Raw genomic sequence first — 11,804 nt, forward strand, 5'->3', positions numbered from 1 at the left:
AACCGCCCTGTAACAGCGGACGTCACCGAAGTGCACACCGCTGGTGCGCGACTGCTACAGGCGGCACCGTTTGAAGGCTAGCCGGTGCACGGAAAAACACCTCTGTTTTGGCTGTTCCGGCCTCTTCGCGGGCAAGCACGGACACAACAAGCCCCAAAAGGCTGGCACAATGTCCGCCATTCGCCGCTTCCGGAGCCCCCCTTGATGAGCGAGAGCGCATTCGCCGAGCGCATCGTGCACAACCTGCTCGACACCGACTTCTACAAACTCACCATGATGCAGGGCGTGCTGCACAACTACCCGGACGCCGACGTCGAATGGGAATTCCGCTGCCGCAACGGCGAGGACCTGCGCCCGTATCTTGGCGAGATCCGCCACCAACTCGAACTGCTCAGCGACCTCACCCTGGATGATGGCCAGCCGGCCTTCCTCGAGCGCATCAGCTTCCTCAAGCCCGACTTCCTGCGTTTTCTGCGGCTGTTTCGCTTCAACCTGCGCTACGTGCGCATCGGCATCGAAAACGACCAGCTGTTCCTGCGCCTGAAAGGCCCGTGGCTGCATGTGATCCTGTTCGAAGTACCACTGCTGGCCATCATCAGCGAAGTGCGCAACCGCCACCTGCACCCACGCATGCGCCTGGCGGAGGCCCGCGACCAGCTGTACCGCAAGTTCGACTGGCTGCGCGCGCATGCCAGTGACGATGAACTGGCCGAACTGCAGGTAGCCGACTTCGGCACCCGGCGGCGCTTTTCCAGCCGTGTGCAGGAAGACGTGGTGCGGGTACTGCGCGACGACTTCCCGGGCCGCTTCGTCGGCACCAGCAACGTCGACCTGGCATGGAAACTGGATATCAAGCCACTGGGCACCATGGCCCATGAATGGATCATGGCCCACCAGCAACTCGGCCCGCGCCTGATCGACAGCCAGATCGCCGCGCTGGACTGCTGGGTGCGCGAATACCGCGGGCTGCTCGGCATCGCCCTGACCGACTGCATCACCATGGATGCCTTCCTTGGCGATTTCGACCTGTACTTTGCCAAGCTGTTCGACGGCCTGCGCCACGACTCCGGTGAACCGGTGGCCTGGGCCGAGAAGGCCATTGCCCACTACCAGAAACTGGGTATCGACCCGATGACCAAGACCCTGGTGTTTTCCGATGGCCTCAACCTCACCCGTTCGCTGGAAATATTCCGTGCCCTGCGCGGTCGCATCAACGTCAGTTTTGGCATCGGCACCAACCTGACCTGCGACATCCCGGGTGTGGCCCCGATGAGCATCGTGCTTAAAATGACCGACTGCAACGGCGCGCCAGTGGCCAAGATCTCGGACGAAGCCGCCAAGACCCAATGCCGCGACGAGAACTTCGTCGCCTACCTGCGCCACGTATTCAAAGTCCCCAGCAAGGAGTAACCCATGCAAGCGGTTCAGCAAGAGATTGCCCAGGCGCTGAAGGTACAGCCGCCGTTCGCCGACACTGCCGCACTTGAGGCCGAAGTCGCCCGGCGCGTGGCGTTCATCAAGGACTGCCTGGCCAACGCCCGGCTCAAGACCCTGGTGCTGGGCATCAGCGGTGGCGTCGACTCGCTGACCGCCGCCCTGCTCGCCCAGCGCGCCATCAACGAGCTGCGCGCCGAGACCGGCGACAAGGCCTACACCTTCATTGCCGTGCGCTTGCCGTACCAGGTGCAACATGACGAGCATGACGCCCAGGCCTGCCTGGACGTGATCAAGGCCGATGAAGTGCACACCGTCGACATTGCCCCGGCAGTGAGGGCGCTGGCCGCTGAGGTTGTAGAACTGAAGAATGGCTCGCCAACCCTGGTGGACTTCGTGGTGGGCAACGTCAAGGCGCGTACGCGCATGGTCGCCCAGTACACCATTGCCGGCGCACGTGCGGGCCTGGTGATCGGTACCGACCACGCCGCCGAGGCGGTGATGGGCTTCTTTACCAAGTTTGGTGATGGTGCCTGCGACCTGGCGCCGCTGAGCGGGCTGGTGAAGAGCCAGGTACGGGCCATTGCGCGCAGCTTTGGTGCGCCGGAGTCACTGGTGGAGAAGGTGCCGACTGCAGACCTTGAGGACCTGGCACCGGGCAAGCCGGACGAAGCGTCCCATGGCGTGACCTACCAGCAGATCGATGCCTTCCTGCATGGTCAGCCGGTTGATCAGGCGGCGTTCGACATCATCGTTGCCACCTACCGCAAGACCCAGCACAAGCGCGAACTGCCGTTCGCCCCTTGAAAAGCTTCGCGGGCACGCCCGCTCTCACAGGTACTACACAGCCTTCAGAGTGTGTGGTGATCCTGTGGGAGCGGGCGTGCCCGCGAATAGGCCCGATAGGCCTACTCAGCTGTCATTACTTGACGACAACCTTGCCCTTCATCATCGAGATGTGGCCCGGGAAGGTGCAGAAGAAGCTGTAGTCACCACCGGCTTCCAGCTTGGTAGCGTCGAACTTCACTTCGGTTTCTTTCTCAGGCGCACCGATCATCTTGGTGTGAGCGATGATCGCGGCGTTGTCAGCCTTGATGTAGTCCTTGTCCAGGCCCTGGCTCATGCCTTCGGTAGCAATGCCCTGCATGTCGGCAGTCTTGCTGATCACCAGGTTGTGGCCCATCACGTTTTTCGGCAGGTTGCCCGAGTGGGTCAGTTTGACGGTGAATTCCTTGCAGCTCTTGTCGACGGTGATTTCCTTGGTGTTGAAGGACATCTGGTCGGTCGAGTCGACAGTTACCGAGCACTCGGCGGCGAAGACAGAGGCGCTGGCGAGGGTCAGCAGGGATACCGCTACAGCTTTCGCAAACATCATGAATCTCCTTGGCAGGGTTTTATCAATTGCGAGACTGCCTGAAACCGTTCAGCCCCTTGCTGATATGGGTCAAGGGGGTGTCAAGAGGCCAGCCAGTAGAATTGTTCAATGGATTGTATACAACCAATCTAAGGGCACATCATGCCCTTTTATTAGACGATGGGACAACCTCTCATTTAGGAGCAATACCAAATGCCCATCTCTGCCTTCATCAATAGCCTGCTCGCCGCCTATGCCCACGGGGCTACCGGCGCCATCTGCGAATTCTCCCGCCCGGAATGAACGCGGCCTTGGAAGCAACGGGCATGCGCCGTACCCTGTGCACCTGAGTGACAGGAGATGAGCAATGCCCGTACGTTCCGTTTGTGTGTTCTGTGGTGCCAGCATTGGCGCCAACCCTGCTTACCGTGAAGCTGCCGTCGCGCTCGGCCAGGCCATTGCCCGCCGTGGCCTGACCCTGGTGTATGGCGGCGGCGCCGTGGGCCTAATGGGCGTGGTGGCCGACGCGGCCATGGCAGCAGGTGGCGAAGTGGTCGGCATCATCCCGCAAAGCCTGCTGGACGCTGAAGTCGGCCACAAAGGCCTGACGCGCCTGGAAGTGGTCGATGGCATGCACGCGCGCAAGGCACGCATGGCCGAGCTGAGCGATGCCTTCATCGCCCTGCCGGGTGGGCTGGGTACGCTGGAAGAGTTGTTCGAGGTTTGGACCTGGGGGCAACTGGGCTATCACGCCAAGCCGCTGGGGCTGCTCGATGTGAACGGCTTCTACGACAAGCTGGGCGGGTTCCTCGACCATATCGTCGAAGAAGGCTTTGTGCGGCCGCAACATCGGGCAATGTTGTTGCTGGCGCAGCAGCCGGATGCGCTGCTGGACGGGATGGACAGCTTTGTTGCGCCAGTGGCGCCAAAGTGGGTCGACAAGCAGCCTGATTGAAGCTGAGATTTTTGGGACCGCTTTGCAGCCCCAAAAATCGATCAGTTAACGCGGAATGACTGGCTGGCGCGGCTTCTTGTTGCCCTTGCCACCCTTGGCCGCTTCCTTGCGCTCTTTGGCCGCCTTCTCGTTACGTGCAAACGCCTCGGCCTTGGCCTTCTCGCGCTTGTCCCACGGCTTGCTGCCATCGCTGGAACGCGGTGGCAGGCCGGTGTGCTGGGTCAGGATCTTCTGATCCTTGCCCACCTTGTGGCTGCCCGCCGGCGTCGAGTTCTTGCGGCGTGCGCTCTGGTAGGTATCGGTCTGCGGCTGGTGCAGCGGGATCAACTGGTGCTTGCCCGGGCCAATCAGGTCGGCACGGCCCATACGCTGCAGTGCTTCACGCAGCATCGGCCAGCCTTTCGGGTCGTGGTAGCGCAAGAACGCCTTGTGCAGGCGGCGCTGCTCGTCGCTCTTGACGATCTCCACCCCTTCGCTCTTGTAGGTCACCTTGCGCAGCGGGTTCTTGCCCGAGTGGTACATGGCCGTGGCCGAAGCCATCGGCGACGGGTAGAACGCCTGTACCTGGTCGGCGCGGAAGCCGTTGCCCTTCAGCCACAGGGCCAGGTTCATCATGTCTTCGTCAGTGGTGCCCGGGTGCGCGGCGATGAAGTACGGAATCAGGTACTGTTCCTTGCCCGCCTCTTTCGAGAACTTCTCGAACATGCGCTTGAAGCGGTCGTAGGTGCCGATGCCCGGCTTCATCATCTTGTCCAGCGGGCCACGCTCGGTGTGCTCCGGGGCAATCTTCAGGTAACCGCCCACATGGTGGGTGACCAGCTCTTTCACGTACTCCGGCGACTCAACGGCCAGGTCGTAACGCAGGCCCGAGGCGATCAGGATCTTCTTCACGCCCGGCAAGGCACGGGCCTTGCGGTACAGCTCGATCAACGAGCTGTGGTCGGTGTTGAGGTTTTCGCAGATGCCGGGGAACACGCACGACGGCTTGCGACAGTGCTTCTCGATGTCGTGGCTCTTGCAGGCGATGCGGTACATGTTGGCGGTCGGGCCGCCAAGGTCGGAGACCACGCCGGTGAAGCCCGGCACCTTGTCGCGCATCTCTTCGATCTCGTTCAGGATCGACTCGTGCGAGCGGTTCTGGATGATGCGGCCTTCGTGCTCGGTGATCGAGCAGAAGGTGCAGCCACCGAAGCAGCCACGCATGATGTTTACCGAGAAACGGATCATCTCGTAGGCCGGGATGCGCTCCTTGCCATAGGCCGGGTGCGGCACACGGGCGTACGGCATGCCAAACACGTAGTCCATTTCTTCGGTGCTCATGGGGATGGGCGGCGGGTTGAACCACACATCCACTTCGCCATGCTTCTGCACGAGGGCGCGGGCGTTGCCCGGGTTGGTCTCCAGGTGCAGCACGCGGTTGGCGTGGGCGTAGAGAACCGGGTCGTTACGCACCTTTTCGAACGACGGCAGGCGGATCACCGATTTTTCACGGGTCACGCTCGGGCTGTCGAGGATCTGCACCACTTTGGCTTCGTTCGGGTCTTCCTGGTCGCCCTTGGCCTGCTCGATCGCGCAGGCCTGGGTGTCCTGGGTGTTCACGTACGGGTTGATGATCTTGTCCACGCGACCAGGGCGGTCGATGCGGGTCGAGTCGATCTCGTACCAGCCTTGCGGGGTATCACGGCGCACGAAGGCCGTGCCGCGCACGTCAGTGATGCTCTCGATCTTCTCGCCGTTGGACAGGCGCTGGGCCACTTCGACCACCGCACGCTCGGCGTTGCCGAACAGCAGGATGTCGGCACTGGCGTCGATCAGGATCGAGTGGCGGACCTTGTCCTGCCAGTAGTCGTAGTGGGCGATGCGGCGCAGCGACGCCTCGATGCCGCCGAGTACGATCGGCACATGCTTGTAGGCTTCCTTGCAGCGCTGGCTGTACACCAGGCTGGCGCGGTCCGGACGGCTGCCGGCCAGGCCACCAGGGGTGTAGGCATCGTCCGAACGCATCTTCTTGTCTGCGGTGTAGCGGTTGATCATCGAGTCCATGTTGCCGGCGGCCACACCGAAGAACAGGTTCGGCTCGCCGAGCTTCATGAAGTCGTCTTTCGACTGCCAGTTCGGCTGGGCAATGATGCCCACGCGGAAGCCCTGGGCCTCCAGCAGGCGGCCGATGATGGCCATGCCGAACGACGGATGGTCGACGTAGGCATCACCGGTCACGATGATGATGTCGCAGGAATCCCAGCCGAGCAGATCCATCTCCTCCCTGCTCATCGGCAGGAAAGGTGCTGGCCCGAAGCATTCGGCCCAGTACTTGGGATAGTCGTAGAGTGGTTTGGCTGCTTGCATGTCAGTGACCGGTTCTGGTGTGCAGGGAAATCGCGGGCGCGGAATATAGCACAAATTTTGACCAAATCCGACTGTCTTCGTGGGGATTGGTGGGGTGGGCGATGATTGGATGTGGGCTGCCAGGTGCCTGGCTTGAGGTTTGCGGTGGGGCATATATCGATCTCATAGGCGCTGAATTCGTTGCGGGCACGCCCGCTCCCTCTACCGGATACATTTCCAAACTCTTGTCAGGCAGACAACCAGCCGAACCTGTTGAAAGATACGACCCTCCAGCACCACTCCGTTCCAGGCCCTCTCCAGCCAATCAGGCCCGGCATCCACTTTCTGTATAACGGGCGCGAGGCATATGCATATCTATCCAGGCATCTTCGCAGCCCTGAGCGCGACATTGGTACTGAAAATCGCAACCGTCGTACCAGCCCTGATCCTGGCTGACATCATCGACAACCTGTCCACTTCAGCCTCGTCTTCCCTGTTTCTGCTCGGTGCCTTCGCAAGTCTGATCGCACTGCAAGCCTCGCTGACCCCTTTGCAAGCCTGGTGCCTTGCGCGCCTCTGCCAGGAACGCGTGAAACAACTCTCTATCCGCTGGTGTCGAGCATTGCTGGACAAACGCTTCGAAGCCTATGGACAACTCCATGGCGGAACGCTGGTAAAGGTACTGGATAGAGGGATAACGGCACAGGAGCGATGGCTGGGCTTTCTGATTGGTTCGGCATGGCCGGTACTGGCAGAAGCTGCAGTGTTGATTACGCTCTTCGCCTACTTGGATGCTACTTCGGTACTGATCGGCCTCGTACCCTTGAGCCTGGCATATCTGTGGGCCAATGATCGTCTGGTGCGCTGGCGTCGGCGACATATCGAAGCAGTCAACTCACGAGAAGACGAACTGGCGGAACAATGGGTGGATACCTTCGCCAGCGCATCAACGGTCAAGCTGGAGAGGGCCGAAGATGCAGCAATGATTCCCGTCAACCAGACACTCTCGGGCTATGCCGACTCAGCGGTACGGGTTGCCCACAGTGGCGGATGGCTCCAGGGCCTGCGTACGTTGTTCATTGGCCTGGGCAGTGGCGGATTGCTCATGTGGGGCATCCATGATCAATCTCAGGCAACACCGCACCTGAGCCTAGGCGAGCTTGTTGCGCTCTTCACGCTGGTGAGTGGACTGCTCACAGGCGTTGCACAACTGGCGGAAGCCTGGCGATTGCTCGATCAGTTCCGGCTCGACAAACGCAAGCTCGAACACTGGCTGCAACTTCCGGTGTTCGGCCCGACAGAATCCATAAAGGCAGAGCCCTCAGATGAAAACGCAGGGCTTTGCATTACCCCCTGCCAACTCAGCGCCCGAAACGCGCTGCAACTGCTGATCGATGAGCCTTTGGTAATTCGTGCAGGAGAACGGGTTGCGCTGGTTGGGCCCAGCGGGTGCGGCAAGTCCACACTTCTGCATGCGCTGGCAGGAACGGTATTCCAGTTGCGCAGGCATGTTCACTTGCACGGTAGGTGCCTAGCTGCACTCGACGGGCGTGAGCAGTTCAATAGTTTACGACTCTGCCCTCAGGATGCGCACTTCATACCCGGTTCGATGCCCCGGGCGGTATTGTTCGAGCATGCTCATGATCGCGCTCAAATCGAACGATGGCTTGAGTGCCTGGGGCTAAGCAAAGACTGGTACGAGCTTGAACTGGACGCACGCGCAGAATCCATTTCGGGTGGAGAAGCACGCAGGCTGACGTTGCTACGCTTGCTTAACCGGCCCGGCGAATTCAACTTCTTTGACGAGCCCACAGCTGGGCTTGATGCCGGATCGTCAGAGCGCACCTGGGACCTGTTATTCGAAACATTCCAAGGGAAGGGATTGATCTGCGTGACGCATGATCAGAGCGCGTTGTCGCGGTTTGACCGGGTTATCACCCTGAGCGAGGGGCGCATCGTCAGTCAAGCAAGAACGAAGATCGCTCAGAACGCTGAGCCAGCAGGCGCACCGCACACCCCGTGGGAGCGGCTTTAGCCGCGAACACTGGCATAGCCGGTGCCATCCTCCGCGATGGATTCTTCGCGGCTGAAGCCGCTCCCACAGAGTTCCTGTTAAGCCGGTAGATATTCGCAGCCTAATTAAACCGCGCTTTATTCATCATCATCGAAGTTGTACATACCCGGCGCGAGGTTCTCGAAGCGGGTGTACTTGCCGATGAACGCCAGGCGCACAAAGCCGATGGGGCCGTTACGCTGCTTACCGATGATGATTTCCGCCACGCCCTTGTGCTCGGTCTCGGGGTGGTACACCTCGTCGCGGTACACGAACATGATCACGTCGGCGTCCTGCTCGATAGCACCGGATTCACGCAAGTCGGAGTTCACCGGGCGTTTGTTCGGGCGCTGTTCCAGGGAGCGGTTCAGCTGCGACAAGGCGATGACCGGGCAGTTGAATTCCTTGGCCAGGGCCTTGAGCGAGCGGGAGATTTCGGAAATTTCGTTTGTCCGGTTGTCGCCAGCCGACCCCGGAATCTGCATCAACTGCAGGTAGTCGACCATGATCATGGCGATTTCGCCGTGCTCACGGGCCAGCCGACGGGTACGGGCGCGCATTTCCGAGGGGCTGATGCCAGCGGTATCGTCGATGAACAGCTTGCGGTCGTTGAGCAGGTTCACCGCCGAGGTCAGGCGCGGCCAGTCATCGTCGTCCAGCTGACCGGAACGCACCTTGGTCTGGTCGATACGGCCCAGCGACGAAAGCATACGCATGATCAGCGATTCGCCTGGCATCTCGAGGGAGAACACCAGCACTGCCTTGTCGGTACGCAGCACGGCGTTTTCCACCAGGTTCATGGCGAAGGTGGTCTTACCCATCGACGGACGGCCCGCGACGATGATCAGGTCGGCAGCCTGCAAGCCACTGGTTTTTTCATCCAGGTCGGTAAAGCCGGTGGACACGCCAGTGATATCGCTGTCGGAGTTGAACAGCGTATCGATGCGGTCGATGGCCATGGTCAACAGCTCGTTGACGCCTACCGGGCCACCGGTTTTCGGCCGCGCCTCGGCGATCTGGAAGATCTGCCGTTCGGCATCGTCGAGGATTTCTTCGGCGTTACGCCCCTGCGGGTTGAAGGCGTTGTCAGCGATGTCGGTACTGATGCTGATCAGTTGGCGCAATGTGGCCCGCTCGCGAATGATCGCGGCATAGGCCTTGATGTTGGCCACCGACGGGGTGTTCTTGGCCAGCTCGGCCAGGTACGCCAGGCCGCCGATTTGCGAAGAGAGGCCTTCTTTATCCAGCTGCTCGTGCAGGGTTACCACGTCGAATGGCTGGTTGGCGTCGGCCAACTTGTGCACGGCACGGAAGATCAGGCGGTGGTCATGCCGGTAGAAGTCGCCATCCGACACCTGATCCAGCACTCGCTCCCAGGCGTTATTGTCCAGCATCAGGCCACCGAGCACGGCCTGTTCGGCCTCGATGGAATGCGGCGGCACCTTCAGGGCTGCGGTTTGCAGGTCTAGCTGTTCGGAGTTGGTGATCTCGTTCATGGCCACGAAAGAATTCTGGAGGATGAAAAAGACAAAGGGCACGGCCTGTCGAAAACAGGACCGTGCCCGATGTTAACCGCCTGGCTCGCAAGGAGCCAGCCAGTCAGCGCAGCTTAGGCAGCTACGACAACCACGCGTACGGTGGCTTCAACGTCGCTGTGCAGGTGCACGGCTACGTCGTATTCGCCAACCTGACGGATGGTGCCGTTCGGCAGACGAACTTCAGCTTTAGCCACTTCAACGCCGGAGGCGGTCAGGGCGTCAGCGATGTCGTGGGTGCCGATCGAACCGAACAGCTTGCCTTCGTCGCCAGCGGTGGCAGTGATGGTCACTTCCAGCTCGGCCAGTTGGGCAGCGCGGCTTTCAGCCGAAGCTTTCTTGTCAGCGGCTGCTTTTTCCAGCTCGGCGCGACGCTCTTCGAACGCAGCCAGGTTGGCGGCGTTGGCAACGGTGGCCTTGCCGAATGGCAGCAGGAAGTTACGGCCGTAACCAGCCTTAACTTTTACTTTGTCGCCCAGGTTGCCCAGGTTAGCGACTTTTTCCAGCAGGATCAGTTCCATTTGGTAAAACCTCTTAACTTTTAACCTTCACCGTTCGCGGAGTCATTCCCCTTGGGGGACTTGCGACCGCGAAAATCAATCAGGCTGTCGACAATGGCCAAAACCACCAGCAACGGATAAATCAGCTGCATGATCAGCGGCAGCGTCACGTACATGCCTACCAGCCAGAAACCGGCCAGTCGACCCTGTGCCACCAGCCCGTGCATCAAGGCGATGCCGGCCAGCACCAGAACCAGGCTGGAAGCCGATGCCAGGATGATGAACTGCGGGCCGATAAACGGCGCCACCACCATCACTGCCACCAAGACCGCCATGGTCTGTTTCGGCAACTTCAGTTCGCGAAACTCGCGACCGAAGCCTCCAGGGTTGTACAACGCTGCCTGCCAGTAGCGCGCCAGCATTAACGCCAACACACTGAACAATTGCACCGTCACTGCTGTGGAAGCGACCAGCACAGGGCGGATCAGCTCACCGGAGAGCACCGGTTGCCCCTCGATTTTCGGCATGGCTTCGGCAAACGCCTTGGCCAGCACATCGAAGGTTTGCGCCAGCGCCAGATCAAGCACGAGGCTAAACGCCACGGCGAACACGGCACTGGCCAGCAACACCCGGCTCCAGGGATGCTCGGCACGCAGCATGGCGGCCAGGGCCAGGGCACCCGCAATCACCAGAAAGGTGATGGGATCACCCATGACCCACACGGCCAGCCCGGCCAGCAGGCCGCCGACGATGACCGTTGTAGCATCCTTGAACCCACGCCGCAGCAGCACAAGGCTGCCGGCAGCGGCACTCAACCAGAACAGCAGCGGCAGTACCGCGCTGATGACCACCACCAGGGTGGCCTGCACACGACCGCGCATGATGAAACTTGCTAACGCTCGCATGCTAATCCCTTACTGCTTGTCGACGACCCGGTCTCAGCGGCCGTGGCTGTCGGTGTAGGGCAGCAGGGCCAGGAAGCGGGCGCGCTTGATAGCGGTAGCCAGCTGACGCTGATAACGAGCTTTGGTACCGGTGATACGGCTTGGAACGATCTTGCCGGTTTCGGATACGTAAGCTTTCAGGGTGTTGAGATCTTTGAAGTCGATCTCTTTCACGTCTTCAGCAGTGAAGCGGCAGAATTTACGACGACGGAAGAAACGTGCCATTTAATAGGCTCCTCTAAAGGTCCGTGGATTACTCGTCAGCGTTATCGCTGGAGTCGCTGTCATTGCTGTCGTCGCCTTCGGCGGAGTCAGCATGCTCAGGACGCTCGCGACGCTCACGGCGCTCGCTGCGGTTCTCTTCAGCCTTCAGCATCTCGGACTGGCCGGTAACGGCTTCGTCGCGACGGATGACCAGGTTACGGATAACGGCATCGTTGTAGCGGAAGTTGTCTTCCAGCTCGGCCAGGGCCTTGCCGGTGCACTCAACGTTCAGCATCACGTAGTGAGCCTTGTGAACATTGTTGATTGCGTAGGCCAGTTGACGACGGCCCCAGTCTTCCAGGCGGTGGATTTTGCCACCATCTTCTTCGATCAGCTTGGTGTAACGCTCAACCATGCCGCCGACTTGTTCGCTCTGGTCCGGGTGAACCAGGAAGATGATTTCGTAATGACGCATGAATGCTCCTTACGGGTTAGTAGTC

Annotated in this window: 11 protein-coding genes; 4 read left to right on the plus strand and 7 right to left on the minus strand. The window is 60.5% G+C overall.

Annotated elements, in window-relative coordinates; all coding sequences use genetic code 11:
- The first annotated feature begins 204 nt into the window (after nt 1–204).
- Nucleotides 205–1,410 (plus strand): nicotinate phosphoribosyltransferase, encoded by a 1,206-nt coding sequence (gene pncB, locus ACF8R4_RS21920; RefSeq protein ID WP_060498568.1) that lies wholly within the window; start codon nt 205–207, stop codon nt 1,408–1,410.
- 3 nt (nt 1,411–1,413) lie between these two features.
- Complete coding sequence (gene nadE, locus ACF8R4_RS21925) at nt 1,414–2,241, plus strand: ammonia-dependent NAD(+) synthetase (RefSeq protein WP_200928840.1); 828 nt, start codon at nt 1,414–1,416, stop codon at nt 2,239–2,241.
- Between the two features lie 115 nt (nt 2,242–2,356).
- On the opposite strand, the gene azu is transcribed toward nadE, so the two are convergent.
- Nucleotides 2,357–2,806 carry an azurin gene (azu, locus tag ACF8R4_RS21930; protein WP_025752457.1) on the minus strand — a complete coding sequence of 150 codons (450 nt, stop codon included), beginning with the start codon at nt 2,804–2,806 and terminating at the stop codon, nt 2,357–2,359.
- Nucleotides 2,807–3,155: 349 nt separating this feature from the next.
- Here azu and ACF8R4_RS21935 point away from each other — a divergent pair, with 349 nt between their 5' ends.
- Complete coding sequence (locus tag ACF8R4_RS21935; RefSeq protein WP_060500400.1) at nt 3,156–3,743, plus strand: TIGR00730 family Rossman fold protein; 588 nt, start codon at nt 3,156–3,158, stop codon at nt 3,741–3,743.
- Nucleotides 3,744–3,788: 45 nt separating this feature from the next.
- On the opposite strand, the gene ACF8R4_RS21940 is transcribed toward ACF8R4_RS21935, so the two are convergent.
- Nucleotides 3,789–6,089: a YgiQ family radical SAM protein gene (locus ACF8R4_RS21940; protein ID WP_392493443.1), complete on the minus strand. Its 2,301-nt coding sequence runs from the start codon at nt 6,087–6,089 to the stop codon at nt 3,789–3,791.
- A gap of 346 nt (nt 6,090–6,435) precedes the next feature.
- Between ACF8R4_RS21940 and ACF8R4_RS21945 the strand changes: the two genes are divergently transcribed.
- Nucleotides 6,436–8,103, plus strand: coding sequence for an ATP-binding cassette domain-containing protein (locus ACF8R4_RS21945; protein ID WP_392493444.1), 1,668 nt, complete (start codon nt 6,436–6,438; stop codon nt 8,101–8,103).
- Nucleotides 8,104–8,219: 116 nt separating this feature from the next.
- Here ACF8R4_RS21945 and dnaB read toward each other — a convergent pair whose 3' ends face one another.
- From dnaB to rpsF, 5 genes are all read right to left on the minus strand, one after another.
- Entirely contained in the window at nt 8,220–9,617 is a 1,398-nt protein-coding gene (gene dnaB, locus ACF8R4_RS21950) for a replicative DNA helicase (protein ID WP_060500398.1), read from the minus strand.
- 113 nt (nt 9,618–9,730) lie between these two features.
- Nucleotides 9,731–10,177 (minus strand): 50S ribosomal protein L9, encoded by a 447-nt coding sequence (gene rplI, locus ACF8R4_RS21955; protein ID WP_003249568.1) that lies wholly within the window; start codon nt 10,175–10,177, stop codon nt 9,731–9,733.
- Between the two features lie 20 nt (nt 10,178–10,197).
- Entirely contained in the window at nt 10,198–11,061 is an 864-nt protein-coding gene (locus tag ACF8R4_RS21960; protein ID WP_060500396.1) for a hypothetical protein, read from the minus strand.
- 33 nt (nt 11,062–11,094) lie between these two features.
- The gene (gene rpsR, locus ACF8R4_RS21965; RefSeq protein ID WP_003249563.1) at nt 11,095–11,325 is read right to left on the minus strand and encodes a 30S ribosomal protein S18; all 231 of its coding nucleotides are present in this window, start codon (nt 11,323–11,325) and stop codon (nt 11,095–11,097) included.
- A 28-nt stretch (nt 11,326–11,353) separates the two neighbouring features.
- Entirely contained in the window at nt 11,354–11,779 is a 426-nt protein-coding gene (gene rpsF, locus ACF8R4_RS21970) for a 30S ribosomal protein S6 (RefSeq protein ID WP_003249557.1), read from the minus strand.
- Nucleotides 11,780–11,804 lie beyond the last annotated feature (25 nt).

Source organism: Pseudomonas sp. FYR_2, from assembly GCF_043106425.1.
Classification (GTDB): Bacteria; Pseudomonadota; Gammaproteobacteria; order Pseudomonadales; family Pseudomonadaceae; genus Aquipseudomonas; species Aquipseudomonas monteilii.

What these genes read in the sequence shown, in the direction of transcription:
- pncB (WP_060498568.1), top strand. Translation starts at nt 205, where the DNA reads ATGAGCGAGAGCGCATTCGCCGAGCGCATCGTGCACAACCTGCTCGAC.
- nadE (WP_200928840.1), top strand. Translation starts at nt 1,414, where the DNA reads ATGCAAGCGGTTCAGCAAGAGATTGCCCAGGCGCTGAAGGTACAGCCG.
- azu (WP_025752457.1), bottom strand. Translation starts at nt 2,806, where the DNA reads ATGTTTGCGAAAGCTGTAGCGGTATCCCTGCTGACCCTCGCCAGCGCC.
- ACF8R4_RS21935 (WP_060500400.1), top strand. Translation starts at nt 3,156, where the DNA reads ATGCCCGTACGTTCCGTTTGTGTGTTCTGTGGTGCCAGCATTGGCGCC.
- ACF8R4_RS21940 (WP_392493443.1), bottom strand. Translation starts at nt 6,089, where the DNA reads ATGCAAGCAGCCAAACCACTCTACGACTATCCCAAGTACTGGGCCGAA.
- ACF8R4_RS21945 (WP_392493444.1), top strand. Translation starts at nt 6,436, where the DNA reads ATGCATATCTATCCAGGCATCTTCGCAGCCCTGAGCGCGACATTGGTA.
- dnaB (WP_060500398.1), bottom strand. Translation starts at nt 9,617, where the DNA reads ATGAACGAGATCACCAACTCCGAACAGCTAGACCTGCAAACCGCAGCC.
- rplI (WP_003249568.1), bottom strand. Translation starts at nt 10,177, where the DNA reads ATGGAACTGATCCTGCTGGAAAAAGTCGCTAACCTGGGCAACCTGGGC.
- ACF8R4_RS21960 (WP_060500396.1), bottom strand. Translation starts at nt 11,061, where the DNA reads ATGCGAGCGTTAGCAAGTTTCATCATGCGCGGTCGTGTGCAGGCCACC.
- rpsR (WP_003249563.1), bottom strand. Translation starts at nt 11,325, where the DNA reads ATGGCACGTTTCTTCCGTCGTCGTAAATTCTGCCGCTTCACTGCTGAA.
- rpsF (WP_003249557.1), bottom strand. Translation starts at nt 11,779, where the DNA reads ATGCGTCATTACGAAATCATCTTCCTGGTTCACCCGGACCAGAGCGAA.